22 protein-coding genes and 1 tRNA gene are annotated in these 21,261 nt (G+C 66.9%); 15 read left to right on the top strand and 8 right to left on the bottom strand.

Annotation, left to right across the window (positions count from 1 at the left end):
- Nucleotides 1–85 precede the first annotated feature (85 nt).
- Nucleotides 86–364: a hypothetical protein gene (locus P0Y33_RS12895; RefSeq protein ID WP_279527800.1), complete on the top strand. Its 279-nt coding sequence runs from the start codon at nt 86–88 to the stop codon at nt 362–364.
- Between the two features lie 2 nt (nt 365–366).
- Here the strand turns inward: P0Y33_RS12895 and P0Y33_RS12890 are convergent, their stop codons facing one another.
- Together P0Y33_RS12890 and P0Y33_RS12885 are read right to left on the bottom strand one after the other, a co-directional pair.
- On the bottom strand, nt 367–852 hold the full coding sequence (locus P0Y33_RS12890; protein ID WP_279527799.1) for an RDD family protein: 486 nt from the start codon (nt 850–852) through the stop codon (nt 367–369).
- A gap of 47 nt (nt 853–899) precedes the next feature.
- Nucleotides 900–2,084: an aspartate kinase gene (locus P0Y33_RS12885; protein ID WP_279527798.1), complete on the bottom strand. Its 1,185-nt coding sequence runs from the start codon at nt 2,082–2,084 to the stop codon at nt 900–902.
- 142 nt (nt 2,085–2,226) lie between these two features.
- On the opposite strand from P0Y33_RS12885, the gene P0Y33_RS12880 reads away from it, so the two are divergent.
- Nucleotides 2,227–2,619, top strand: coding sequence for a hypothetical protein (locus tag P0Y33_RS12880; RefSeq protein ID WP_279527797.1), 393 nt, complete (start codon nt 2,227–2,229; stop codon nt 2,617–2,619).
- 15 nt (nt 2,620–2,634) lie between these two features.
- Here P0Y33_RS12880 and P0Y33_RS12875 read toward each other — a convergent pair whose 3' ends face one another.
- Nucleotides 2,635–4,227: a DNA-directed DNA polymerase II small subunit gene (locus P0Y33_RS12875; RefSeq protein WP_279527796.1), complete on the bottom strand. Its 1,593-nt coding sequence runs from the start codon at nt 4,225–4,227 to the stop codon at nt 2,635–2,637.
- A gap of 159 nt (nt 4,228–4,386) precedes the next feature.
- Between P0Y33_RS12875 and P0Y33_RS12870 the strand changes: the two genes are divergently transcribed.
- Nucleotides 4,387–5,073 (top strand): S26 family signal peptidase, encoded by a 687-nt coding sequence (locus P0Y33_RS12870; RefSeq protein WP_279527795.1) that lies wholly within the window; start codon nt 4,387–4,389, stop codon nt 5,071–5,073.
- A 12-nt stretch (nt 5,074–5,085) separates the two neighbouring features.
- Here the strand turns inward: P0Y33_RS12870 and P0Y33_RS12865 are convergent, their stop codons facing one another.
- A complete protein-coding gene (locus tag P0Y33_RS12865) occupies nt 5,086–6,576 on the bottom strand; it encodes a Cdc6/Cdc18 family protein (RefSeq protein WP_279527794.1) in 1,491 nt (496 codons plus the stop codon).
- A gap of 952 nt (nt 6,577–7,528) precedes the next feature.
- Between P0Y33_RS12865 and P0Y33_RS12860 the strand changes: the two genes are divergently transcribed.
- The 8 genes from P0Y33_RS12860 to P0Y33_RS12830 all read left to right on the top strand — a co-directional run bounded on the left by P0Y33_RS12860 (nt 7,529) and on the right by P0Y33_RS12830 (nt 13,863).
- Nucleotides 7,529–8,176: an Era-like GTP-binding protein gene (locus P0Y33_RS12860; RefSeq protein WP_279527793.1), complete on the top strand. Its 648-nt coding sequence runs from the start codon at nt 7,529–7,531 to the stop codon at nt 8,174–8,176.
- Nucleotides 8,177–8,181: 5 nt separating this feature from the next.
- Nucleotides 8,182–8,574 (top strand): DUF2073 domain-containing protein, encoded by a 393-nt coding sequence (locus P0Y33_RS12855; protein WP_279527792.1) that lies wholly within the window; start codon nt 8,182–8,184, stop codon nt 8,572–8,574.
- A complete protein-coding gene (locus P0Y33_RS12850) occupies nt 8,575–9,408 on the top strand; it encodes an OapC/ArvC family zinc-ribbon domain-containing protein (protein WP_279527791.1) in 834 nt (277 codons plus the stop codon).
- A gap of 186 nt (nt 9,409–9,594) precedes the next feature.
- Nucleotides 9,595–11,082 carry an MATE family efflux transporter gene (locus P0Y33_RS12845; RefSeq protein ID WP_279527790.1) on the top strand — a complete coding sequence of 496 codons (1,488 nt, stop codon included), beginning with the start codon at nt 9,595–9,597 and terminating at the stop codon, nt 11,080–11,082.
- A gap of 99 nt (nt 11,083–11,181) precedes the next feature.
- Nucleotides 11,182–11,268, top strand: a complete 87-nt coding sequence (locus P0Y33_RS19240) for a hypothetical protein (RefSeq protein ID WP_456071251.1) — start codon at nt 11,182–11,184, stop codon at nt 11,266–11,268.
- The gene (locus tag P0Y33_RS12840; protein WP_279527789.1) at nt 11,269–12,045 is read left to right on the top strand and encodes a DUF7089 family protein; all 777 of its coding nucleotides are present in this window, start codon (nt 11,269–11,271) and stop codon (nt 12,043–12,045) included.
- A 37-nt stretch (nt 12,046–12,082) separates the two neighbouring features.
- Nucleotides 12,083–13,051: an ABC transporter ATP-binding protein gene (locus P0Y33_RS12835; protein WP_279527788.1), complete on the top strand. Its 969-nt coding sequence runs from the start codon at nt 12,083–12,085 to the stop codon at nt 13,049–13,051.
- Nucleotides 13,048–13,863, top strand: a complete 816-nt coding sequence (locus P0Y33_RS12830; RefSeq protein ID WP_279527787.1) for an ABC transporter permease subunit — start codon at nt 13,048–13,050, stop codon at nt 13,861–13,863. The genes P0Y33_RS12835 and P0Y33_RS12830 overlap by 4 nt, the downstream gene beginning before the upstream one ends.
- Before the next feature lie 9 nt (nt 13,864–13,872).
- Here the strand turns inward: P0Y33_RS12830 and ligA are convergent, their stop codons facing one another.
- On the bottom strand, nt 13,873–16,017 hold the full coding sequence (ligA, locus tag P0Y33_RS12825; RefSeq protein WP_279527786.1) for an NAD-dependent DNA ligase LigA: 2,145 nt from the start codon (nt 16,015–16,017) through the stop codon (nt 13,873–13,875).
- Nucleotides 16,018–16,094: 77 nt separating this feature from the next.
- Nucleotides 16,095–16,775: a class I SAM-dependent methyltransferase gene (locus P0Y33_RS12820; protein WP_279527785.1), complete on the bottom strand. Its 681-nt coding sequence runs from the start codon at nt 16,773–16,775 to the stop codon at nt 16,095–16,097.
- 96 nt (nt 16,776–16,871) lie between these two features.
- On the opposite strand from P0Y33_RS12820, the gene P0Y33_RS12815 reads away from it, so the two are divergent.
- Together P0Y33_RS12815 and P0Y33_RS12810 are read left to right on the top strand one after the other, a co-directional pair.
- Entirely contained in the window at nt 16,872–17,309 is a 438-nt protein-coding gene (locus P0Y33_RS12815; protein WP_279527784.1) for a DUF2391 family protein, read from the top strand.
- Between the two features lie 47 nt (nt 17,310–17,356).
- Nucleotides 17,357–17,935, top strand: a complete 579-nt coding sequence (locus P0Y33_RS12810; protein WP_279527783.1) for a DUF7090 family protein — start codon at nt 17,357–17,359, stop codon at nt 17,933–17,935.
- Between the two features lie 20 nt (nt 17,936–17,955).
- On the opposite strand, the gene P0Y33_RS12805 is transcribed toward P0Y33_RS12810, so the two are convergent.
- Together P0Y33_RS12805 and P0Y33_RS12800 are read right to left on the bottom strand one after the other, a co-directional pair.
- Entirely contained in the window at nt 17,956–18,615 is a 660-nt protein-coding gene (locus P0Y33_RS12805) for a metallophosphoesterase family protein (protein WP_279527782.1), read from the bottom strand.
- A gap of 54 nt (nt 18,616–18,669) precedes the next feature.
- Nucleotides 18,670–19,254, bottom strand: a complete 585-nt coding sequence (locus P0Y33_RS12800; protein WP_279527781.1) for an IMP cyclohydrolase — start codon at nt 19,252–19,254, stop codon at nt 18,670–18,672.
- A gap of 914 nt (nt 19,255–20,168) precedes the next feature.
- On the opposite strand from P0Y33_RS12800, the gene P0Y33_RS12795 reads away from it, so the two are divergent.
- Both P0Y33_RS12795 and P0Y33_RS12790 read left to right on the top strand, forming a co-directional pair.
- The gene (locus P0Y33_RS12795) at nt 20,169–20,756 is read left to right on the top strand and encodes a homing endonuclease associated repeat-containing protein (protein WP_279527780.1); all 588 of its coding nucleotides are present in this window, start codon (nt 20,169–20,171) and stop codon (nt 20,754–20,756) included.
- A gap of 34 nt (nt 20,757–20,790) precedes the next feature.
- A tRNA-Gln gene (locus P0Y33_RS12790) sits at nt 20,791–20,864 on the top strand.
- Nucleotides 20,865–21,261 lie beyond the last annotated feature (397 nt).

Raw genomic sequence — 21,261 nt, 5'->3', positions numbered from 1 at the left:
CGTCGAGTAGTGGACCCGCCCGTTTCAACTGCGCGGTCGTCCCACACCGGAAACCTACAAACCGCCGCCGTCCGAAGGTCGGGACATGAGCGCCGACGACGACGAGAGTGAGAGCGAGACGGTTCAGGTCTGGTTCGTCCACCGCGAGTACACCGACAAGGGGATGTTGAGTCTCACCTACGCGACGACCGACGGCGAGTGGGTGCTCGAACGCCAGCAGTCGATGAACGCGCCGGACCCGACGGCCGCCCGCGAGGCGGACCGCGACGACCTCCGCGAAGTCGAAGACGAGACGGACCGCGAGCGCTACGCGACGGAGGCGACGCGGATGGCCGACCGGTACGACCCGGACGAGAGAGTGTAACGCTACCGGTACTCGTGGGCGGTCCCCGGAGAGGAGTCTCCACGGAAGTCCGTCGCCCGGACGACGACGGTCCCGACGAAGCGGTCGAAGAGGCGCTGGCGACGGTCGCTGGCGGCCATCGACGCGAGGGCGACGAGGTAGGCGAGCCACCCCGGCATGACGACCGCCGGCGCGTTGCGCCCGAAGGCCTGGGCGACCGAACAATCCCGGCCGGACTCGTCGACGACGCGGATGCCGAAGAGCCGTTTTCCGACCGTCTGTCCGTCCCAGTAGCCTTCGAGGAGTCCACCGTAGAGCGGGAGCGTGAGCAACGAGAGGAAGAAGAACGGTCGTGGGTCCGAACTCCCGGTGAGTGCGGAGAGGACGAACGTGATTGCGAAGACCTGGACGGTCATCAGGACGATGTCGACGACTTGCGCACCGATGCGAGCGCCCACGACGTCGGTGTCACCGCGACTGGGGCGTGTGTGAGTGCGTGTGGAGGGCATACACGCCGTGTCGATACGTCAATCCGTGAACGTTTCGGTCGGGGTACTCAGTCCTCGAAGTGGTCCTGGACGATGTCGAGGGCCTCCTCGCGGTCGTCCCAGTCGACGAACACCGCGACGGACGTCGCGGAGGTGATGAGGTCGACGATTTTGATGCGGGCGTCCGCGAGTGGGTTGACGATTTCCTGGATGACGCCGGGTCGGTTGGGGAGTTCCCCGCCGAGGACGCGGATGACCGCGATGCCGTCGGTGACCGTCACCGACGAGAGGGTCTCGTCCTCGATGACCTCGGCGTGGAGGACGTTCTCGGCCTCTTCGGCGCGGTCCTCCTCGACGTAGACCGTCACGGAGTCCATCCCCGAGGCGATGGCGTCGAGGTTGATGCCGGCGTCGGCGAGCGCCGTCGAGAGTTTCGAGACGATGCCCGGTTGGTTGCGGATGGCCCGGCCGGCGACGGTGAGACACGCCAGCGAGGTGTCCCGCATGTCGATCATGTTCTCGAACTTGCCCTCGATGCGGGTGCCGCCGGAGAGGAGGTCGCCGTGCTGGTAGTGGACGACGCGAACCTCCAGGTCCTCCTCCTTGTAGGAGAGCGCGGAGGGGGCGACGACCTCGGCGCCGCGGAAGGAGAGGTTCCGGAGTTCGTCGACGGTGATCTCGCCGACGTTCCGCGCACCCTCGACGACGTGGGGGTCGCCGGTCATGATGCCCTCGACGTCGGTGACGATGACGACCTCGTCGGCGTCCATGTAACGACCGAGCATGACCGCCGTCGTGTCGGAGCCACCGCGGCCGAGCGTCGTGACGTTGCCGTCGTGGTCCTCGGCGAGGAAGCCCGTGATGACGGGGACGACGCCGTCCATCTTCTCCGCGAGCGCCTCGGCGCGCTTCTGGGTCTCTTCGACGTCGACCTCGCCGCGCTCGTTCGTGACGACCGGCCAGTCGGGGTGGCCCGGTTCGACGAAGACGGCGTCGACGCCGCGAGATTCGAGGGCGGCCTTCAGCATCCGGACGGAGGTCCGCTCGCCCATCGAGACGATCTCCGCGCGGTCGGACTCCGCGGCCTCGAACGTGATGGAGTCGAGGAGTTCGTCGGTCGTACTCCCCATCGCGGAGGCGACGACGGCGATCTCGTTGCCCTCCGCGACGACGTCCGCGACGGAGTCGGCGGCCCGCTCGATGCGGTCGCCGCTCCCCAGACTCGTTCCGCCGAACTTCGCAACTACTCGCATCCCATCACCCGGCGACTCGTCGTGCTATCCGTAGTCATGGGTGTGGGTAGTCGAGGGGCGTAGATAACTGCTGCCATCCGAGGGGATACTTGGGGTGGTCGTCACCCGCAGTTTTTTCCGGTGTCGCGACGTCTCACACACCATGTACGTCCGTGACGCCGTCGACGAGGACGCCCCCGCGATGGCCGACCTCGCCGACCTGCCTCGTGCCGCGGCCGACCGACTCCTCCGCGAGCGACGGGTCCGCGTCGCGGCCGAGGACGCCGACGACGAAATCGTCGGATTCGCCGCCTACGACACCTACAACGGCGCCATCCACGTCACCCGCCTCGCCGGCGACGAAGCGTCGTTCGACGACCTCCTCGACGAACCCCGCGGACTCGCCCGCAGCGAGGACCTCCCCGTCGAGGTCGTCGTCCCCGAGTCCGACGAGGAGACCCGTCGTGCAGTGGAAACGCTGGGGTTCGAGGCGCGCGAGAACGGCCCCCGCTTCGAGGGCGAAGAGACCCGCAAGTACCGCTGGGACCCGGCGTAGCGCGAGCGGAGCGAATCACTCGAACTTCCGGACCGTGACTTCGAGTGTATCGAGGTCGAGGATGGGCGCGGTCGCGACGTCCGGTTGGATGTTGACGGACTTCTGGAAGTCGGTCTGTTTCTGCCAGCAACCGGAGTTGATACACCGGACGTTGTGGTAGGTGCCGATGCCGAGTTTGTGGACGTGGCCGGTGTGGAAGACGTCGGGGACGTCGTCGATGACGAGGTAGTCCTTCTCCTCGGGCGCGACGCGCATGTGGCCGCCGAACTGCGGGGCGACGTGGCGCTTCTTGAGGAGTTGGTACATCGCGCGGTGGGGCTTCTCGTAACTCGCCTTGTCCTCGGGGAGTTCGGCGACCATCTCGTCGATGGAGACGCCGTGGTACATGAGGACGTCGACGCCCTCGACCGTCACTGTCGAGGGGTTGCCCGAGATGTGTGGGTCGTGGACGTCCATGATGTCCCGGAGTTTCTCGTCGAAGCCGGGTTGGGGTTCGGCGAGGCGGACGGCGTCGTGGTTACCGGGGATGAGGACGATCTCCACGTCGCCGGGGACCTCCTTCAGGCGCTCGGAGAACGCCTCGTACTGCTCGTAGATGTCGACGATGTCGAGTTCCTCGTCCTGGTCGGGGTAGACGCCGACGCCCTCGACCATGTCGCCCGCGATGAGGAGGTACTCGACGTGTTCGGCCTCCCGCGTGTGGAGCCACGAGGTGAAGCGCGACCACGCCTCGCCAGCGAACTCCTGGCTGCCGACGTGGACGTCGGAGACGAGCGCGGCCTGGACGTGGCGGTCGGCCGTGTTCACCTGGTGGTTCCGTGGGACGTCCGGGAAGTGGATGTTGTCGGCGAAGATGATGCCGCCGTCGGAGGAGAGCGACCCCTCGACGGCGACCACCTCGTCGAGGAGCATCTCGTCGACGAGTTCGGCGATGTCCCGGTCCTTCATCACGAGCGCGGGGAACGTCCCGTTCGTGTCCTCCAGTTCGACGAGCCAGTGGCCGCTGGCGGTCGAACGGATGTCGTTGACCATCCCGACGACGGCCGCGTCGTTACCCCCGGACATCTGTTCGAGGGCGTCCGTCGGCCGGTGGTTGACGCGCCCGCGGAGTTTCTTCGAGAGGCGTTCGTAGCGGTCGCGGAACACGGCGACGAAGTCCTCGTACTCGCCGGTCCCCGTGCTGCGGCCGGTGATGTCGCCCGCGATGTCGACCTCCCGGAGCGCCTCGTCGACCGTCCGGTCGAACGAGTCCCCCTTCGTTTCCGCTGGAGAGGTGGTCATCCTCGTCGGATTACCGGTCGTTTCGTCTCCAGACGAAACTGTGGTATCGAGGTCGTCGGTGTCTGGCGGGGCGTCGGTGTCGGGAGAGGAGGCAGTGTCGGATGGAGTGTCAGTGTCGGCGCCGTCCGCATCGTGGATGTCGTCGAGCGCCTCCCGGACGTGCTCGGCAGTGAGCGTCAGCACGTCGTCGGGGGCGGTCTCGACCGCGCGCGCGACGGCGGCGTCCGGGTCCGGCGCGTCCGCGAGCAGCGTCACGGCCTCCCGGTCGGCGTTGTAGCCGTGGCTCGTGAGTTCGCGGACGACCCGGACGGGTTCCGAGAGCGGCACGTTCACTCAACAGGGTCAGACGGAGCAAAAGCGTGGCGGTCTCACGAGCGGGGCGAGTGAGACCTCGTGATCTGTGTCGAGACGGGTTCGTCCGCTCGTCGATCCACACGGACGACGGACCCAGAAGGTTGAAACGGGCTTTCGGCTTATCACGTGACGATGAGTTCTGGCGACGACGTCCCTGACCCACGCTCGGGCCCCCGCGCCGCCGTCCGGTGGTTCCTCCGCTCCGACGACACCGCGGTCGTGTTCGTCCGGGAGACGGTGAGCAGTGCCCTCGTGGTCGCGATGGTCGGGCTGCTGTTGTTCGCCGTCAGCGGCCTCTGGCCCCCGCTCGTCGCCGTCGAGAGTGGGAGCATGAACCCACACTTGGAGAAGGGTGACCTCGTCTTCGTGATGGAAGAAGACCGCTTCCCGCCCGAGGCGGCACACGCCGACACCGGCGTCGTGACCTACCAGCACGGGAAGGAAGTCGGGTACCGGAAGTTCCACAGTTACGGTGACGTCGTCGTCTACGAACCCGACGGCTCCGAACGGGCGACACCGGTCATCCACCGGGCCAGATTCTACGTCCAAGAGGGGGAGAACTGGTACGACGAGGCCGACGAGGACTACCTCCAGCCGAACTGGGACAACTGTAAGGAACTCCCCAACTGCCCGGCGCCGAACAGCGGGTTCATCACGAAGGGCGACGCGAATCCCCTCTACGACCAGGTGTGGGGTATCAGTCGGCCCGTGAAAGAGGAGTGGGTCCGCGGGACCGCCGAGTTCCGCATCCCGTGGCTCGGGTGGGTCCGCCTCGTGGTCTCGGGGTCGGCGGTCGTCCCGGTGCCGACCGCGGTGTAGCGGCTTCTCCGGTCAGTCCTTCCCGTCGCCGTCGAAGCGGGCCTGCACGAACGGCGTGACGTTCTCGATGTCCCCGAGTCGCGAGTCGGCCTGGAGGACCGTCTCGGTCTCCTCGATGGGGACCGAGAGGTTGATCTCCTTCGTGCGGCCGTAGCGCCCCTTCGAGACGACGACCGCGTTGACGATACCGAGCATGTCGAGTTCGGAGATGAGGTCGGTGACGCGCCGCTGGGTGAGGACGTCCGCGTCGATCTCGTCGCAGAGACGCTTGTAGATGTTGTACACCTCGCCGGTGTTGATGTTGTGGACCCCGTGTTTCTCCAGGGTCATGATGGCGTAGAGGACGAGTTTCGACTGCGTCGGGAGGGTGCGGACCACCTCGACGACGCGGTCGAGTTCGATCTTGTCCTGGGCGTGGCGGACGTGTTCCTCGTCGACGGTGTCGGCCTGGTCGCGCTCGGCGAGTTCGCCCGCGGTCCGGAGCAGGTCGAGCGCACGACGGGCGTCGCCGTGTTCCTGGGCGGCGAACGCCGCACACAGCGGGAGGACGTCGTCGGAGAGGGCACCCTCCTTGAACGCCGTGTCGGAGCGGTGCTGGAGGATGTCCCGCAGTTGGTTGGCGTCGTAGGGCGGGAAGACGATCTCCTCCTCGCCGAGACTCGACTTCACGCGCGGGTCGAGGAAGTCGGTGAACTTCAGGTCGTTCGAGATGCCGATGATCGACACGCGGGAGTTGTCGAGTTCGGAGTTCATCCGCGAGAGGTTGTAGAGGGTGTCGTCGCCGGACTTCTCGACGAGTTTGTCGATCTCGTCGAGCATGATGACGGCCACGCGCTCGACGTAGTCGACGGCGTCGAAGAACGTCGAGTAGACGCGGTCGGTCGGCCACCCGGTCATCGGGACCTCCTCCATGTCCTCCTTGTCGTCGAGGCGGGAGTCGATACGGTTCTGGACCTCCCGCGGCGAGTCGAACTCGGTGTCGTCGAGGGCGGCGCGGTCGTCCCGGGCGGCGGTGTGCAGGTCTTCGAGTTCGTCGACGCGCTCGTCGACGTACGCCCGGTTCTGGTCGATGAACTTGTTCGCGAGTTGCGCGAGCACGCGGTACTGCGTGTCGGTCACCTCGCAGTTGATGTACTCGACCTCGCAGGGGACGTCGTACTTCCGGGAGGTCTTCTCCAGTTCCTGGGAGACGAACTTCGCCGAGGCCGTCTTCCCCGTCCCGGTCTTCCCGTAGATGAGGATGTTCGAGGGCGTCTCACCCCGGAGTGCGGCGACGAGGATGGTCGCCATGTTGTTGATCTGCTCGTTGCGGTGCGGGAGTTCGTGCGGCGTGTACGACGGACGGAGTACCTCCTTGTTCTCGAAGATCGGCTCGCCGCTGAGCAGATCGTCGAAGAGGCCGTCACCGTCGTCCTCGTCCTCGTCGTCGAGGACGTCGTCGATGTCTACCTCGAAGCTTCGCCCGTCCGTTCGTCGACCGTCCGGCGGTCCGTTGTTCGTCATGTTCTGGGAGACCCCTCTGTTTCGGGTGGAGAACACCCGCCAGCACCGGGAGTGCGGCCCAAACGTCGTGAATTCGACGGTTCGGGTTCCGGCTGAAGCCAGCGAGTGCAGTTGATGCAGATGAAACACAGGTAACGGCGGAGTCAAATACGTTTCGGTGCACCGTCGAGCGGGCCGGGGTCGGCCACGGTGGTCCGCCGTGGCTCGCGACGGTAGGTGGAGGTCCGCGCGCCCGAGACCGACGGACCAATCTCGACGGGTGATCGAGCGGGGAGCGGTATCGACCCACACGGACTCAGAATATGTTGCTTCGAGAGGAACAGTTCGAGTCGAGCGGGACGTGTCGAAGGGCAGGACTGTCGGTTTGTCCGGCGGGAAGTGAACTGAACGAAGGGGAGCGGCGGCGGGAGCCGGAGTCGAGTCGTTCGGCGGCGGTCGGGACTGCATCTGAAACGGAGGGGTAGCGGTCGGGGACGGGGCGAAGCCCCCCACCCCTTCGTTTCAGGTGGAACGCGAGAACAGGGGGACCCCCGCTGAGAGGGGGACTAGATATGAGGAAAGCTTAAGTGGAAAGCACAGAAACCAAACCCGTAGTAGAGAAAACACCCCGGGAATCGACTTCCTTTCGTCGTGCAGTCAGACCACAGAAACGCTCCCGCTCGCACCCCTTCCCCCTCCTGACCGTCTCCACCTGAAACGAAGGGGTGGGGGGCAGGGTGGATCATCCGGGTGGACCGTTCGGCTCGGGGACACTTCCGGTACGGTGTCGGACTCGTCGGCTCGTGTCGCGTGCACTCGTGTCGACTCGAAACGGCGGTGGGGTCGGTCCGTCCGGTCGGACTCCGGTCCCGACGTCTGACGTAGGTTTAAGTTTTCTCGGTCGGTCTACTCTGTAACCAAGCGCCGTCTGCGTCAGGCTTTACCCTGTCCGGGCGCGTAAGGGAGGAAAAGGATGGGACTGTTCGCAGACCTCAGAGACAGCATCTCCACGGTGACGGCGAAGCTCTTCGCCGGCAGCGAAGAGGAGACGAAACGTATCGGTATCTACGGGCCGCCAAACGCCGGGAAGACGACGCTCGCCAATCGCATCGCTCGCGACTGGACGGGCGACGCCGTCGGTCCGGAGAGTCACGTTCCCCACGAGACTCGTCGCGCGCGCCGTAAGGAGAACGTCGAGATCGAGCGCAACGGGAGCACCGTCAGTATCGACATCGTCGACACGCCCGGTGTGACGACGAAGGTCGACTACGAGGACTTCCTCGAGCACGACATGGACGCCGACGACGCCAAGCGGCGCTCCCGCGAGGCGACCGAGGGCGTCGCCGAGGCGATGCACTGGCTCCGCGAGGACGTCGACGGCGTCATCTACGTCCTCGACAGCACCGAGGATCCGTTCACGCAGGTGAACACGATGCTCATCGGCATCATCGAGAGTCAGGACCTGCCCGTGCTCATCCTCGCCAACAAGACGGACCTGGACGATTCCAACATCCAGCGAATCCGCAACGCGTTCCCACAGCACGAGACGATTCCGCTGTCCGCGCTCGAGGGGAGCAACATGGACGAGGTGTACGACAAGATCGCCTCGAAGTTCGGGTGATACCAATGCCGGAAGTAGGACACGAAAACGAGGCAGAAGACGGCGTCCAGATCGACTTCATCAGCGGTGAAAAGATGGACGGAAGGACCAGCATGGAGAAGATCCGGATGATCCTCGACACCGTCCGGGAGGGCGACATCGTCGTCCTCGAGAAGGGTTTGACCCCCGACGAGGAGTCGAAACTCATCGAGGTCACGATGACCGAGATCAACCCCGACGGGTTCACCGGTATCGAGATCGAGAGTTTCCCCCGCTCGGAGACGAACGACTCCTCGTTCCTCGGCCGACTCATGGGCAAAGAGGAGACGTCGAAACTGACCGTCATCGGGCCGGCCAACCAGATCCAGTCGCTCCACAAGGACGAGACGCTCATCAGCACGCTCGTCTCCCGCCGATAGATGCCCCACCAGTGTACGAACTGCGGGCACACGTTCCCCGACGGGTCGAAGGAGATGCTCTCGGGGTGCCCCGACTGCGGGGGGAACAAGTTCCAGTTCCGCCCCGACGGCGTCCCCGACGACGAGTCCGCGCCCGACACGTCCGCGGAGCGCTCGTCCGAACCGGCGGACGACTCCGCCGTCTCCTCGGCCGTCGGGAAGGCCGCCGCGAGCGTCCGCGACTTCGTCAGTAGCGACGAGACACGGGACGACCCGCGCGCACAGTCCCGCACGGACGACGCGTCCACCGGGTCGAGCACCGAGACGGCCGCCGACTCCGAACCGGCCGCGGAAACGGACACCGGGCCGAGCGGCGGCGCCGAACCGGCCGCAGACGCGAACGCCGATTCCGAACGGACCACCGGCGACGTCTCGCCGATCGAGGTGGACCGCGAGGACACCGCGCAGGCCAGCGCTCGCTCCGACATGGTCGAGAGCGCCGACCTCCCGAGACCGGAGCAACCGGACACGGGAGCGGACGACGGCGAGGGTGAGACCGAGGGTGACGACGACCGAGACACGCCCGACATGGACGAACTCCGCGAGCAACTCGACGAGACGTCCCAACCGGACGAGGACGTCGCCGCTCGCGACCCCGGCGACGACCGTCCCGACATGGACGAACTCCGCGAGGAGCTCAACGACCAGTTCGAGAGCATCCGTATCGTCGCGCCGGGCCAGTACGAACTCAACCTCATGGAGTTGTACGACCGCGACGAGTACATCATCGCGCTCCAGGAGAACGGCCGGTACGTCATCGAGGTCCCGGACACCTGGGACGGTCCCGACCGCTGAGACGGCCCGAACAGTCTCACGTCCCACTGCTCCTCTCCGACTTCACACCCGCTCTTCGTCGCGCGCTCACCTCTCGATCCCCACTCTCCACCCGAAACACGGGGGTAGCGCGTCGACGCCGGTGAATTCGTCCCGCCCGATTGCCGCCTCCCGAGGCACCTTTTGTCCGGGGGTCGAAGCGCCGGCGTGCTCCGCGCCGCCCGTCGTCGCCTCCGGAATCTCCTGTTCGCCTTCCCGGCGCTCCTCGCACGACTCGGCCTACTCGACCGGGAGAAGGGCGAAGAGGCGTTCGACCTCGCCGTCCCGGCGATGGTCACCGGCGGGTTGCGGACGCTGCTCCGGACGGCCGACTTCTTCATGGTCAGCGTCGCGAGCGGTGGGGCCGCCGTCGCCGCGCTCGAACTCGGCTTCCAGTACTACTTCATCCCGTTCGGTCTCGCGCTCGCGCTCACCTCGGGGACCATCAGCGTCGTCTCCCGGTTGAAGGGGGCCGAGTCACACCGCGAGGCGGACTTCGCCATCAAGCAGTCGCTGTGGCTCGCGATACTGCTCTCGGTCCCCATCACCGTCGCGACGTGGGCGTACGCCGACCCGATGGTCGGACTGCTCACCGACGACGCCGCGACCATCCGGAAGGGCGCGACCTACCTCCGCATCGTCATGCTGTCGGTCGGCTTTCGCTTCTGGAGCATGATCGCGGCGCGCGCACTCGCTGGAGCGGGCGACACGCGCACGCCCATGTACGTCCGACTCGTGACGCTCCCGACGAACATCGTCCTCAACGCGGTACTCGTCTTCGGTCTGCTCGGCTTCCCCCCGCTCGGCGTCGCGGGCGCGGCGTGGGGGACGGCCATCGCGAACGCGCTCGCGGGCGTCGTCTTCTTCGGCGTCCTCCTCTCCGGGCGGTGGAGCGTCGCTCTCCACCTCGGCGGGAAGCAGTGGGACACGTCGGTCGCCGCCGAAATCACGCGCGTCGCGCTCCCGCTCGCCGGAACCCGCCTCTCGCGGACGTTCGGTCGCTTCCCGTTCCTGTTCGTCCTCGGTCTCCTCGGGACGGACGTCATCGCGGCCTACGCTATCGGTCGGCGGGTGATGTTGCTCGCGCTGATGCCCGCGTGGGGGTACTCGACGGCCGCCTCGACGCTCGTGGGCCAACACGTCGGCGCGGACGAGACGGCCGAAGCCGCCGACTACGGGTGGCAGACGCTCCGCATCGCACTCGTCACGCAACTGCTCATCGCGGCGGGCATCTTCGTCGCCGCCCACCCCATCGCCGCCGCCTTCGGGACGCAGTACCCCGACCTGACGGTCTCGTTCATCCGGGTGTTCGGTCTCGGCGTCGCGGGGTTCAGTGTCTCGCGGACGATGCGGGGCGCGCTCCGCGGGGCGGGCGACACCCGCTGGCCCTTCTACGGCGGTCTCCTCGCGACCTACGTCGCCCGCCTCCCGGTCGCGTTCCTCGCGCCCACCGCGACCGCCCTCACGCTCGGTCCGTACGCGGTCGCCGGACTCGCGGTCCCCGCCGTCACCGTCGGGTTCGGCCTGGGTCTCGGTCTCCCGGCTATCTTCGTCGCCATCCTCGCGGATATGTACACGCGCGCGCTCGTCAACCTCGTCCGCTTCCGCTCCGGGGCGTGGAAGGCGTTCGGGACGCCGCCGGAGTCGACGACGTGACCCGACCGACTCTCTCTACGCGTCCAGCGCGTCCGTCGAGTCCGACGCGTCCGATGCGAACTGGCCGGATTTAAGGTAGTCGGGACCACACCCCGAAACATGAGCAAGGCAACGAAGATCGTCCTCGCCACCGTCGGTCTGAGCGCGCTGTTCTCGCTGACTCTCGTCGCGAACGCCATCGCGTAGATGTTCGACGAGCGCTCGATTCCACCCGAAGTGGAGGGGGTCCGCGAGCGGTACGCGCCGGACGCACTGGTCCTCGACTCCGAACGGGACTTCGAGACACTCCCGTCGCGGGCGCTCGACGACCTCGCCGGCCGGACGGACGCGGTCACGCCACACGCCTACGAGGAGTCGTGGCTCCCGGCCGACGCCCCCGAACTCCTCCAGCGGCTCACCTCCTCGGACCTCGTCGTCGGGATGCCCGGCGACGGCTCCGTCGCGTGGACCACGCAGTTCGACCCGCCCGTCGTGATCGTCAAGCCACGCGTCGAGGGCACGCCCGAGAGCTTCGTGAACTTCCTCGTCGCCGAGGCACTCGTCGAGGCCGGACTCGACCTCCCCGAGCACTTCCTCGGCTTCTTCGCCGAGCGCTACCCCGACTTCGCCGCGGCGACGTCGACCGGCCCGAACGCGACGTACCAACTGGCTCACGCCTGCTGTGACGCCTACCGCGGACTCCACACCCGCGAGGAGTTCGAGACGTGGGCCGACGACTTCCCCACCCTCCACGACGCGTGGGAGGACGCCGGCGAACGCCTCCAACCGCGTATCACGGACCTCCCGGGCGAGGTCGCGACTCGCGAGACGGAGTTCGCCGACGCCGCGGAACTCGCCTGCAGCGGCGTGAAACACGGTCTCGACCTCCCGACGCCGTTCGAGGCACTCGACAGCGTCGCCTTCCGGCAGTACGGCGCGGAGTACGCCGTGAAGTGGGCCGAGAAGGTCTTCGACGAGACGTAGTCGCGAACTTTTAACCGAGGGCGCCCGAATCCGGCGTATGGCCGCCATCGAACTCGACGGGGTCACCAAGGAGTACGGTGACGTCGTCGCCCTCCAGAACCTCCAGTTGACGGTCGACGAGGGAGAGGTGTACGGCTTCCTCGGCCCGAACGGTGCCGGGAAGTCCACCACCATCAACGTCCTCCTCGACTTCGTCCGCCCGTCGGGCGGCACGGCCCGCGTGCTCGGGTACGACGCCCAGGCCGAGAGCGTCGCCGTGCGCGAACGGGTCGGCGTCCTCCCCGAAGGATTCGACGTCTACGACCGCCTCACCGGCCGCGAACACCTCCAGTTCGCGGTCGAGTCGAAGGGAGCGGACGACGACCCCGCCGACATCCTCGACCGGGTCGGCCTGGCCGACGACGGCGACCGGAAGGCCGGTGGCTACTCGACCGGGATGCGCCAGCGCCTCGCGCTCGGGATGGCGCTCGTCGGCGACCCGGACCTCCTGATCCTCGACGAACCCTCCTCGGGACTCGACCCCGCGGGCGCGAAGGAGATGCGCGAGGTCGTCCGCACGGAGGCCGACCGCGGCGCGACCGTCTTCTTCTCCAGTCACATCCTCGGCCAGGTCGAGGCTGTCTGCGACCGCGTGGGCATCCTGCGCGACGGCGAACTCGTCGCCGAGGACACCGTCGAGGGCCTGCGCGACACCCTCGACGCCGACGCTCGCCTCACCCTCTCGGTCCGCGGACTCACCCAGGCCGCCCTCGACGAGGTCCGCGCCCTCGACGGGGTCTCGACGGTCGACGTCACCGAAACCGAGGCACACGGCGACGCCGACACCGCGACCGTCTCGGTCGCCTGCGACGACGTCGCGAAGGCCGCCGTCGTCACGACGCTCGCGGACGCGGGCGTGGACGTGCGGGACTTCGAGACCGCCGAGGCGTCGCTCGAAGAGTTGTTCCTGAGCGTCGCCGGGGAGAGTCCGATAGATGCGACGTCGTCCGCGGAGGGTGACGCGTGACCCACCTCGCCGTCGCGCGGAAGGACTTCCGCGACGCCCTCCGCTCGCGAACGCTGTGGGCACTCTACCTCCTCTTCCTCCTGTTCGCCGCGGGGACGACGCTCGTCTACGTCACGTTCTTCGGCGGGACGGGTATGCAGACGGGCGGACTCGTCCAGTTCCTCCGCCGGCCCACGGCCCTCCTGGTCTCCATCACCGCCCTCCTCGCGGGCTACAAGTCGATCGCCGGCGAGCGCGAGACGGGGTCGCTGGCGCTCTTGCTCTCGCTGCCCCACTCCCGACTCGACGTGGTGCTCGGCAAGACGCTCGGCCGGACTGCCGTCGTCGGCGTGCCCGTCGCCGCGGGGTTCGTCGTCCCGTTCGTCTTCGGTCTCGTCCGCATCGACGGCTTCTCCGTCGCGACGTTCGTCGGGTTCACGCTCCTGACGCTGCTGTTCGCGCTCGCGTACGTCGCCGTCGCGGTCGGCCTCTCGGCGACGACCGGGTCGACTGGGGTCGCGGCCACGCTCGCCTTCGGCTTCTGGTTCGGCTTCCAGTTCGCGTGGGGCGCACTCGTCACCGTCGCGGAACTCGCGGCGTCGGGGTTCAGCCTCGCCGCCGCGCTCGGCTCCGAACCGCTGTGGGCGCGCCTGCTCAAGTCGGTCTCGCCGAGCGCCGGCTACTCGCGGGCGACCAACGCCCTCGTGGGTGGGTCCCCCCAGTCCGCCGACGTGGTCGTCCTCCAGGACTGGTTCGGCGCCGTCGTCCTCTGCCTGTGGGTCGTCGTCCCGCTCGCGGTGGGCTACTGGACGTTCGAGCACGCGGACCTCTGAGGGCGCCCCTCAACGCTCGACGTCGACGCCCCGCTCCTCGACGAGGTCGAAGAACTCCTCGGGGTCGATCTCGGGGACGTCGTGTTCGTCCGCGTCCTCGCGCTTCGTGGTCCCGGGGTTCTCTCCGACGACGAGGTAGTCGGTCGCCGAGGAGACCGAACTGGTCGCGTCGCCGCCGTGGCGCTCGACCAGTTCCTGGAGGTCCTCTCGGGTCCACCCTTCGACCGACCCGGTGAAGACGACGGTCAGTCCCTCCAACTCCTCGCCGCCCGCCGTGGTGAACGGTTCGGGTTCGCCGAGGTGGTCCTCGTCGCGCAGGCGCTCGATGACTTCGCGGTTGCGCTCGTTCTCCAGGAAGTCCTGGATGTGTGCCGCGACGGTCGGCCCGATGCCCTCGACCTCTTCGAAGTCTTCTCGGTCGGCGTCGAGGAAGGCGTCGAGCGTCTCGAAGTGGGCCGCGAGGTCGCGGGCGACGGTCGGGCCGACCTCGGGGATGCCGATGGCCGCGAGGAAGTCGTCGAGCGGCGGGTGCCGGGAGTCCTCCAGTTCGTCGAGGAGGTTGTGCGCGCTCTTCTCGCCCCACCCCTCCAGTTGGGTGAGGTCCGACTCGTCGAGTTCGTAGAGGTCCGCGACGTCGTGGTCGACGAGTCCCTCCTCAACGAACGTCTCGGCGGCCTCCTCGCCGATGCCCTCGATGTCGAGTCCGTCGTCTGAGGCGAAGTACTCCACGGCACGTTTCAACTGCGCGGGACAGGCCAATCCCCCGGTACAGTAGGCGATGGGTCCCTCGTACTCCACGTCGCTCCCGCAGACCGGACACTCGTCGGGGAGTTCGAAGTAGCCCTCCGTGTGCTCCTCGACGACCTCGTCGATGTACGGGATGACGTCGCCGGCGCGTTCGACCTTCACCTCGTCGCCGACGTCGACGCCCAACTCGGCGATCTCCTCCTGATTGTGGAGGCTCGCCCGGGAGACGGTGACGCCACCGACCTCGACGGGTTCGAGGAGCGCGACGGGGGTGAGCCGACCCGTCCGGCCGACCTGGACGACGACGTCGGTGATTTTCGAGGTCTCGGTGCGCGGCGGGAACTTGTAGGCGTACGCCCACCGGTAGTGTCGCGACGTCGAGCCGAGTTCCTGACACAGGTGGCGGTCGTTGACCTTCGCGACCGTCCCGTCGATCTCGTAGTTGAGGTCCTCGCGGACCTCCTGCAGGTCGTCGCGGTACTCGACGAACCCCTCGATGTCGTCGACGAGTTCGACGCGGTCGTTGACCTTCAGCCCCCAGTCGGGGAGCGTCTGGTGTTCCTCCCAGTGGGTGTCGAGGCCCCTCGCGCCCTCCTCGCCGCGCCCCTCGGCCTCGCGGGCGGCCTCCTCGCTCTCGCCGGCCGCGAGGACGTCGTAGAAGAAACAGTCGAGGGGGCGTTCGGCCGTGACCGAGGGGTCGAGTTGTCGGAGGCTCCCCGCCGCCGCGTTCCGCGGGTTGGCGAACGGCTCTTCGCCCTGCTCGACGAGTTCGCGGTTGTGCTCGTGGAACTCGTCGCGGGGCATGTACACCTCGCCGCGGACGGCGAGGTAGTCGGGGTAGTCGCCACGCAGGCGCGAGGGGATGGACTCGATGGTACGGACGTTCTGGGTGACGTCCTCGCCCGTCTCCCCGTCGCCGCGAGTCGCCGCCCGCTCGTACTCGCCGTCGACGTAGATCACCTCGACGGAGAGGCCGTCGAACTTCGGCTCGCAGGTGTACTGGACGTCGTCGACCTCCCGCTCGACGCGGTCGGCGAAGTCGCGGACGTCCTCGGCGTCGCCCGAGGAGTCGATGGAGAGCATCTCGGTGACGTGCTCGACCGTCCCCAGTTCTTCGACCGGTTCGCCGCCGACGCGCTGGGTCGGCGAGTCCTCGGTCTGGAGGTCGAACTCGTCCTCTAAGGTCTCCAGGCGGTCGAACAACTGGTCGTAGGCGTGGTCCGAGATGACGGGGTCGTTCAGGACGTAGTAGCGGTAGTCGTGGAAGCGGACCGCCTCGCGGAGGTACTCGACCTGCCGTTCGGCCTCCGCCTCGCTCAACGCCTCGGGCGGGTCGAAGTCGAGGTTTGGCTCCGTGATGTACGGGTTGTCCTCGCGGACCTCCTCGGCACCCTTCACCTCGGTCATCGTTGTCGACGCTTCTCGCGGGCGGGTGGTAAAACGAACGGGCCGAGGTCGATGAGCGAGGGTGGAGAGCTAACGGGCTACTCGGGCGCGACGCCGACGGTCAGGAGCGTGCCGAGTTTCCGGTAGCGCTCGACCATCTCCTCGCGGGTGTCGAAGCCCTCGTGGGGGAACTGCTCGGCGTCGGGGATGCGGGTGTCGCGGTCGGGGACGTTGTCCTGCTCGGCGACGAAGAGGCCGGCGTCGCGGAACGCCTCGCGGTACTCTTCTCTGTCCCAGCGGGTCATCTCTACCTCGATGTTCTCCTGCCACTCGTGGGAGTAGACGTTCTCCTCGTAGTAGTTCACGGCGCAGTAGAAGGTGCCGCCGGGCCGGAGGACTCGCTTCACCTCTTCGAGAGTGTTGTGCGGGTTGCTGGCGTAGTAGAAGGCCTCCATCGAGAAGACGTGGTCGACGGCGTCGTCCTCGAAGGGGAGGGTGTCGAAGTCGCCGACGACGAAGCCGACCTGCTCGTCCTCGGTGTAGGAGCGGGCGTTCTGCGCCATCGCGGGCGCGCCGTCGAGTCCGTAGGCGCGGCCGACGTCTCGCTCGCGGAGGGCGCGACAGGCGTAGCCGCTCCCCGTGCCGAGGTCGAGGACGGTGTCGCCTTCCTCGACGGGCATCCGCGCGAGGACGTGTTTGGCGGTGTGCCAGTGGCGCTCCTCCATTCCCTTGTCGCGGCCGGATGCCGCCCACTCGTCGAACTCCTCGCGAACGCTCATACCCGGGTCGACGGCCGGGGGCGATAAAACGGATGTGGGTTCGACCGCCCGCCGCGGAGGGAGTGGGCTTTTGGTACTGCCGCGGGTCTCTCCGGTATGGTCGGTCGCAACAAGCGCTACGCGCTCGCGGACACGGCCCAACAGGTCGTCGGTGGCTTCCTCCTCGCGGGACCGTTCGTCGTCACCGAGGAGGTGTGGGTCCTGGCCAGCGAGATGTCGTGGCTCCACGTCCTCACCACGGTATCCATCGTCTTCGCCATCGGCTACGGCGCCCTCTACAAGGCCGACGCCGGTCGGGACCCGGAGCGCGAAGCCGAGGTCGGCGGTGTCCCGATTCGCTTCATCTCGCTGATGGTCGTCGCCTTCGGGTCGGTGCTCGTCCTCGCCCTCGCCCTCAAGGCGCCACGGACGTTCGCCGACGCCATCGGTGTGCCCGAGACGCCGCTCTCCGTCACCATCCTCGCGTTGAAGGCGTCGAGCGTCGGCGCCATCTTCTCCGTCGTCGGCGCCGCGACCGCCGACTCCGTCTTCTGACCGGACCGACCCTCACGAATTAAGTTCGGTGGGTCGGTTGTGGACGTATGGACTATCGGCTCGACATCGGCGAGTCGCCGGCGACGGTTCCCGGGGGCACCGCCATCCTGCTTCTCCACCCGAGTACTGCCGAGACGGATCGAATCGACACCGAGTTCCTCAAGGCCGACACCGACCGCTTCCTCGTCATCTCGACGCGGACGTCGGCCCGCGAGGTCCAGCAGAAACTCGACTACTACGACGTCGAGGAGTCGCGCGCGGACATCCTCGACACGCTGAGCGTCGAACGGGGTTATTCCCGTCGGAGCGCGGACAACATCCACTACGTCTCCCGCCCCGAAGACGTCGACGGCATCGTCGACGTCACCGAATCCTTCCTCTCGGAGAACGACGGCAAGCGACGGGTCAGTTTCGACTCCATCACCGAACTCGCCTACTACGCCGACGACGACGCGGCCGTCGAGGCCCTCTCACGGATCGTCGACCTCCTCGAAGAACACGACGCGGTCGGTCTCTTCCACGTCTCCACGGAGGTCCACGACGCGGAGACCATCGAACGCTTCCGCGAACTCTGTTCGGGCGCCATCGAAGTCGACGAAGACGGTCACGTCGACGTCGAGTTCTGAGCACTTCCGGTCTGCCCCGGCTACCGGCCCTCTCGTAACCGCTCGGCCGTCCGGGCCGGGAGATCCGCGTCTTCGACGGCCGCGGCGACGGCGTCGACGTCGTACTCGACGTGGTGCTCGTCGACCGACAGGTCGTCCAGGTCGACGACCGCGTAGGCCGCCCGCGGGTCTTCGTCGCGGGGTTGACCGACGCTCCCCGGGTTCAACACGACGCCCTCGTCGTACACTTCGTGGTGCTGGACGTGCGTGTGCCCCATCACGAGGACGTCCTCGTCGCCCAGCAGTCGGGGAGAGAACTCCTCGGGGTAGGTGTAGCGGTCCGGGTTCGCCGGGTGGCCGTGGACGACCTTCACCCGGCCGTCGGCGACCCGTCGCTCTGCCGGAAGCGCGCTCAACCACTGCTTCTGTTCGGGGGAGAGCGCCCTGCTGGCGAGGCGGACGCCCGCCTGTGCCATCCGGTTCCCGCCGAAGTTGGTCCCGGTGGCGACCTTCCGGTCGTGGTTGCCCATCACGGTCGGGACGGCTCGCTCGCGTACCGCCTCGACGCACTCCTCGGGCCACGGGTTGTAGCCGACGACGTCACCGGCGCACACGACCTGCTCGACCGGCGGCATGTCGGCGAGGACCGCGTCGAGTGCGACCCGGTTCGCGTGGATGTCCGAGATGATCCCCAGACGCATACCGACGACTCCGTCCGGCGAACCCTTAACCGCACGGCCTGGGACAGACGCCGGCTACTCGGCGTCGCCGTTGTAGCGTGCCCGTTCGAACCCGTCGTCGGTCGGCGCAGCGGCGGCCGCACAGACGGCGTGCTCGAAGTCGGCCTCGTACACCTCGCGGGCCGCGTCTTCGGCGTTCTCGGCTTCCAACGCGTACGGCTCGGGTGCGTCCTTCTCGTAGGTCGCGACGAGCGTCGGCTCCTCGACCGCCTCGACGAGCAGGGCGTCCTTCCGGACGATCCCGACGTAGGCGCCCTCCTCGCCGACGACGCCGGCGATGCGCGGCGTGTCGTAGTCGTCTTTCTCGTAGTCCAGCGCGAGCAGCGACTCCGCGAGGGCGTCGCGGGCCGGGTAGCCGAGGTCCAGTTTCTCGGTGATGGGGTCGGTGTGGGTTCCGTTCGCGACGACGGCGGCCGACCCGTCTTCGGTCGTCCGCAGGCAGTTATAGGAGACGTAGGGGTTCTCCGGGTCCGTCTCGGTGGTCGGGACGACGGCGAGCGTCCCGTCGTTCTCGACGACCTTCCGGTTCGGGAACGACCGAGAGGAGACGCGGTAGGCGGCGATGTCGGGACCGACGACGACGAAACGTCCAACGTACATACGCCTATGTGTACAACTCAAAGTAAAATATCCGGCGATATACGCACGAATGAGGGGATATCGAGGAGAAGAAGTGAAGGTGAAGGGCCGTAGTTGCTGGGACAGCACAGTATCCGGTGAATTCCACCTCAGTGTCGGTCGTCCGTCTGCACCGTCGTCACCGTCTATCATGGCACGCCGACCGCTTCCGACGTCTCTCCCACACGGATGATAAACTGATCACCCTTGCCACGTTAGTGTGGTTCACACCCACCTCGGCCCTGAACAGGGGCCAGTCGTCGCCCGACAAATCGTCTCGCCCTCTTTCCGCGCGTTCACAATCATCCGGATTCCCCCCTAGTACAGTCGTGTTGAGTCTTGCAGTGGATGAATCTCTCCAGGTCGGCCTCCGTTCTTGTGGTGGAAGTGATGCCCTCGCCGTGGTCGGATCACTCGAGGGGTTAAGGGGATTTCCCACAGGCCGCATTCGACCGTGTTTCGCGCGCGGTGGGGGCGCCGGAGTCGCTTCCAGTGCGGTTCACTATTAGAGGAAACCACCACACGTGGACCGATTGTGAACCCGTGACGAGAGTGAGACTCAGGTGGGACTGTCGGGAGTGCTGTCACGCGAGCAGCCGGCGACTACGGCGCAGGTACGTGATTTGCCCTCGACAGGAGCGCCTGGATTCGTCTGGAGACCGTCTCCACAGTCGCGTTCATCACCTTCTGAATAGGTATCTTGCGGGGACGACGGCCGATTGTGAACGCGACGTGTCGGGTTGAGACGCGCTTCTGCCCTCTCTCCGGCTGCTATTCTCGTAATTTCGCAGCCGGACACGCGCTTGCATCCGATGATACATGACGTGTTGCGTCCGGATGCTTTTCTCCGGTCGCGCTCAACTAGTGAGCGCGACGGCGTGTCGTGCCCTCTGACCATGACGACGACAGATGCGTGCATCGACGCCCTGCAACGTGCGGCTCGAACACTCGGTGACTCTCCCACTAAAGCCCAGTACGAGGAGCTCGGCTACACACCTGCCTCCGCGACTATCATGCGGGTGATGGGCGGGTGGAACGCCGCGAAGGAGCACGCGGGACTGGAGACGTACGACAAGAGCGAGTACGGTGGTCCGAGCGTTGCACCGAAACCCGATTGGGTGGAGCTCCCTGAGGACAAAGTCTGGGAAGATATCTCGGGAAATCAACGGTGGTACTACAAGAACCGGCGGAAAGAAATCGACAAGAAGGAACGTCGCCGCGCGGAGATGCGTCGCTGGGTCCACGACTACAAGGCAGCGGAGTGTGAGTGTGCACGCTGTGGGGAGGGCGATCCCGCCTGTCTTGACTTCCACCACACCGGTGAGAAGGAACTGGGCGTCTCGAACATGGTCAGCTACGGCTACGGAAAAGTGGCACTCCGCGACGAAATCGAACGCTGTGTCGTCCTCTGTGCGAACTGTCACCGGAAGGAGCACTACGAGGTACCCTCGATTCCCGACGATTCTCCTTCGCAACACTCATAAATCACCACCCCCTACGGAGGAGTGCAGACGTAGCAGTCCCATGGGGTAGCTGGCCAATCCTGTTGCCTTCTGGGGGCAACGACCCAGGTTCGACTCCTGGTGGGACTATGACACTTTTCACCGTCCGAAACCCCTTCACTTCGACTGGAGGGGTCCCCTCACCGACTATTCCGACCGCGTAACCACCGGAATACGTTCCACTCGAAACGACCCCTCGTTCCAGTTTCACTTTCACCTCGCGCTTGGCTGACACCTTTCCCCACGGCGGGAGAACGACGACCTGGGCCACGTGGGAGTGCCTTGCGAGCCACCGTCCCCGTGGTCCGGCGGTCGGACGTCCTCCGACCGCGTCGCGAGGAACGACGATGACCGAGAAACCCGACTCCCCCTGGGACGCGGCCGACGCGCCGTCCGGAGCGGCGACGCTCCTCGACCCGCCCGAGACGGACGACCACCGGGCGCTCATCGTGTGGTTCTGTCGGTGAGCGTCGGACGTCCGTCGGTC

This window comes from Halospeciosus flavus, assembly GCF_029814175.1.
Taxonomy (GTDB): domain Archaea; phylum Halobacteriota; class Halobacteria; order Halobacteriales; family Halobacteriaceae; genus Halospeciosus; species Halospeciosus flavus.
Note: the sequence above shows the minus strand (reverse complement) of the source record. Positions and strands in the feature narration are given on the sequence as shown.

Coding starts and splice junctions, on each gene's coding strand:
- P0Y33_RS12895 (WP_279527800.1), top strand. CDS start 86: ATGAGCGCCGACGACGACGAGAGTGAGAGCGAGACGGTTCAGGTCTGG.
- P0Y33_RS12890 (WP_279527799.1), bottom strand. CDS start 852: ATGCCCTCCACACGCACTCACACACGCCCCAGTCGCGGTGACACCGAC.
- P0Y33_RS12885 (WP_279527798.1), bottom strand. CDS start 2,084: ATGCGAGTAGTTGCGAAGTTCGGCGGAACGAGTCTGGGGAGCGGCGAC.
- P0Y33_RS12880 (WP_279527797.1), top strand. CDS start 2,227: ATGTACGTCCGTGACGCCGTCGACGAGGACGCCCCCGCGATGGCCGAC.
- P0Y33_RS12870 (WP_279527795.1), top strand. CDS start 4,387: ATGAGTTCTGGCGACGACGTCCCTGACCCACGCTCGGGCCCCCGCGCC.
- P0Y33_RS12865 (WP_279527794.1), bottom strand. CDS start 6,576: ATGACGAACAACGGACCGCCGGACGGTCGACGAACGGACGGGCGAAGC.
- P0Y33_RS12860 (WP_279527793.1), top strand. CDS start 7,529: ATGGGACTGTTCGCAGACCTCAGAGACAGCATCTCCACGGTGACGGCG.
- P0Y33_RS12855 (WP_279527792.1), top strand. CDS start 8,182: ATGCCGGAAGTAGGACACGAAAACGAGGCAGAAGACGGCGTCCAGATC.
- P0Y33_RS12850 (WP_279527791.1), top strand. CDS start 8,575: ATGCCCCACCAGTGTACGAACTGCGGGCACACGTTCCCCGACGGGTCG.
- P0Y33_RS19240 (WP_456071251.1), top strand. CDS start 11,182: ATGAGCAAGGCAACGAAGATCGTCCTCGCCACCGTCGGTCTGAGCGCG.
- P0Y33_RS12840 (WP_279527789.1), top strand. CDS start 11,269: ATGTTCGACGAGCGCTCGATTCCACCCGAAGTGGAGGGGGTCCGCGAG.
- P0Y33_RS12835 (WP_279527788.1), top strand. CDS start 12,083: ATGGCCGCCATCGAACTCGACGGGGTCACCAAGGAGTACGGTGACGTC.
- ligA (WP_279527786.1), bottom strand. CDS start 16,017: ATGACCGAGGTGAAGGGTGCCGAGGAGGTCCGCGAGGACAACCCGTAC.
- P0Y33_RS12820 (WP_279527785.1), bottom strand. CDS start 16,775: ATGAGCGTTCGCGAGGAGTTCGACGAGTGGGCGGCATCCGGCCGCGAC.
- P0Y33_RS12815 (WP_279527784.1), top strand. CDS start 16,872: ATGGTCGGTCGCAACAAGCGCTACGCGCTCGCGGACACGGCCCAACAG.
- P0Y33_RS12810 (WP_279527783.1), top strand. CDS start 17,357: ATGGACTATCGGCTCGACATCGGCGAGTCGCCGGCGACGGTTCCCGGG.
- P0Y33_RS12805 (WP_279527782.1), bottom strand. CDS start 18,615: ATGCGTCTGGGGATCATCTCGGACATCCACGCGAACCGGGTCGCACTC.
- P0Y33_RS12800 (WP_279527781.1), bottom strand. CDS start 19,254: ATGTACGTTGGACGTTTCGTCGTCGTCGGTCCCGACATCGCCGCCTAC.
- P0Y33_RS12795 (WP_279527780.1), top strand. CDS start 20,169: ATGACGACGACAGATGCGTGCATCGACGCCCTGCAACGTGCGGCTCGA.